This window comes from Paraburkholderia sp. (genome assembly GCF_035501035.1).
Taxonomy (GTDB): domain Bacteria; phylum Pseudomonadota; class Gammaproteobacteria; order Burkholderiales; family Burkholderiaceae; genus Paraburkholderia.
In genome coordinates, this window is sequence record NZ_DATJWR010000422.1 from 1 (window position 1) to 2,070 (window position 2,070).

Consider the following 2,070-nt stretch of genomic DNA (forward strand, 5'->3'; position numbering starts at 1 on the left):
CACCGAGAGCCACGAGAAGCGGAAATACAGTGACAGACCGATCGCCAGCGCGATCAGCATCGCGAGCGTGCCGCCGGTGAAGCCGAGCGCGTTCGAGACCGCGCGCGCGACCGCGCCGCCCACGACGCCGCCGGGCGTCTGCGGCAATTGCACCTTGAGCGACCACATGCGCAGCGCCTCGATGCCGCAGCTCGACAGCATGACGAGCACGAACGCGAAGCCTTCGGCGACCCAGCTGATGTCGCGCGGCTTGTCTTCGTCGTCATCGTCGCGAAGGGTTTCGTGGCGCGTGATGCGGCGGTAGTTCGCCGAAATCAGCCGCCCGAGCAGCACCAGCCACCAGTAGGCGGACAGGCCGAACAGCAGCAGCAGGATGTCCGAGGTGCGCGCGCCGACGCGCCCCGCCCAGTTCGAGATGTGGTCGACCTGGGCGGCATGGGTCCAGCTCGGGTCATGGCGGCTGTAACTGATGAGCGCCATCAGCAGGAACACGCCGAGCGCGACCTGCAGGATCCAGCGGATTTCGGTGAAAAGGCGCGACATGCGATGCGGCAATGCCTGCGCCTGCGCGGAATAGGGAGCTTTGGCCATTGAATCCTGGGCTGATTCTTGATGCGTTTGCGGTCCGCCTGTCCCACTGTCTGCCCGGCACCCCGGCCAGACGGGCGCGGCCGCCGTCGTGCGATCCGGCCTATTGTAAACGCGTTGTTTCGGCCCCGGCTGCCCCGCGCTGTAAATGACGGTAACTGACAACGCCGCCGGGCGCGGCGTTGCGCCGCGTTCCGCCCCCTTGACGCTGCCGCACGAGCCCGAGAAAAGCCCTGACTATCGTGCCGATAAGGAAGCTTCATCAGGCGGCGAATTCCCCCGGCCTTTATAATTGCCGGCTGATGCCCAACTCTACATGCGTGCGCCCCGCCACAAGGCCGGGCGGCTGATTATCCGCGCCACGCAGCGTTTTTCTACGGAATTCGATCATGTCTGCAACCAAACACGCCAAAGTCCTGATTCTCGGTTCCGGCCCCGCCGGCTACACGGCTGCCGTCTACGCGGCGCGCGCGAATCTCTCGCCGTTGCTCGTCACCGGCCTCGCCCAGGGCGGCCAGCTCATGACCACGACCGACGTCGAGAACTGGCCCGCAGACCCGAATGGCGTGCAAGGCCCCGAGCTGATGCAGCGTTTCCTCGAACACGCCGAGCGCTTCAACACGGAAATCGTGTTCGATCACATCCACACGGCGAAGCTCGACGAAAAGCCGATCCGCCTGATCGGAGATTCGGGCGAGTACACCTGCGATTCGCTCATCATCGCAACCGGCGCGTCGGCGCAATACCTCGGCCTGCCGAGCGAAGAGCACTACATGGGCCGCGGCGTCTCGGCCTGCGCGACCTGCGACGGCTTCTTCTACCGCAACCAGCACGTCGCCGTGGTCGGCGGCGGCAACACGGCCGTCGAAGAAGCGCTGTACCTCGCCGGCATCGCGAAGAAGGTCACGGTCATTCACCGCCGCGACAAGTTCCGCGCCGAGCCGATCCTGATCGACCGCCTGCTGGAGAAGGAAAAGGAAGGCGTGGTCGAGATCAAATGGGAACACGTGCTCGACGAAGTCAAGGGCAATGAAGGCGGCGTGAACGGCCTGCGTATCAAGAACGTGAAGACCGGCGAAACCACCGACATCGACCTGCAAGGCCTCTTCGTCGCGATCGGCCACAAGCCGAACACGGACATCTTCGAAGGCCAGCTCGAGATGAAGAACGGCTATATCATCACGAACGGCGGCCTGAACGGCAATGCCACCGGCACCAGCGTGCCGGGCGTGTTCGCGGCCGGCGACGTGCAGGACCACGTGTACCGCCAGGCCATCACGAGCGCGGGCACGGGCTGCATGGCCGCGCTCGACGCGCAGCGCTACCTCGAAACCGTGAACGAGCTTGGGCAGGCGCACGTGATGAGCGCCGAAGCCGATCGCTAACGCGATGCGGGAGCGCCGCCTGCCAGGGCGGCCCATCCCACGCATCGAGCCTTGGGCGTCGCTCCGCTAAAATGGTGGCCTGATGCCCGACGGCACA

2 protein-coding genes are annotated in these 2,070 nt (G+C 65.4%); one reads left to right on the forward strand and one right to left on the reverse strand.

Translation table 11 applies throughout. The annotated features are described in order from the left end of the window. The coding region (locus VMJ11_RS30235; RefSeq protein ID WP_325624518.1) for a DNA translocase FtsK 4TM domain-containing protein at positions 1–591 on the reverse strand (591 nt) is incomplete at its 3' end. A gap of 386 nt (positions 592–977) precedes the next feature. Between VMJ11_RS30235 and trxB the strand changes: the two genes are divergently transcribed. Continuing rightward, positions 978–1,973 carry a thioredoxin-disulfide reductase gene (gene trxB / locus VMJ11_RS30240; protein WP_325624519.1) on the forward strand — a complete coding sequence of 332 codons (996 nt, stop codon included), beginning with the start codon at positions 978–980 and terminating at the stop codon, positions 1,971–1,973. The last annotated feature ends 97 nt before the right edge of the window (positions 1,974–2,070 follow it).

What these genes read in the sequence shown, in the direction of transcription:
- trxB (WP_325624519.1), top strand. Translation starts at nt 978, where the DNA reads ATGTCTGCAACCAAACACGCCAAAGTCCTGATTCTCGGTTCCGGCCCC.